Genomic DNA, 411 nt, shown 5'->3' with positions numbered 1-411 from the left:
GGGCAACCGACTATGATGGTGGTTAATCCCGCAGGTAATGCCAAACAGTTGAACTACCAACTGGTTGTGGAAAGGGAAGGGTCAATCCCGCCGAGCGCGATTCTAAAACCGCTAGATGAAATGGCGCGCCTTTTAGATATAAAAAGCTACTACCGAACACGGATTCCCGCCGGCCTTGATACTTTAGCACTGTCGTACTTGATCCTGCTGCATCTTTGGCCAAATAAGCAGGTTATAACTGTATTGAAACGCCACATCACGAACCACTAAGGAGCCGACAAAATGATCTAGGCTCGTCAGCCACTGCACCTGCGCCCCCTATTCCGCACTGTTGGCGACGCATTTCATACACGTCTCTCTCTTAATCCGGCCCGTCGAACCAAAAGATATCGGGAAGGGAAAACCCGCAAA

At 50.1% G+C, this 411-nt stretch carries 1 protein-coding gene; it reads left to right on the top strand.

The window, feature by feature from the left end; all coding sequences use genetic code 11:
* Positions 1-270: hypothetical protein (locus tag UF06_RS21625; protein WP_206778258.1), on the top strand; the 270-nt coding region annotated here is incomplete at its 5' end.
* Positions 271-411 lie beyond the last annotated feature (141 nt).

This window comes from Vibrio sp. S234-5 (genome assembly GCF_000960595.1).
In the GTDB taxonomy this organism is placed as follows: Bacteria; Pseudomonadota; Gammaproteobacteria; order Enterobacterales; family Vibrionaceae; genus Vibrio.
The sequence above is the reverse complement of the archived record's forward strand: the minus strand, read 5'-3'. Positions and strand labels throughout refer to the sequence as shown.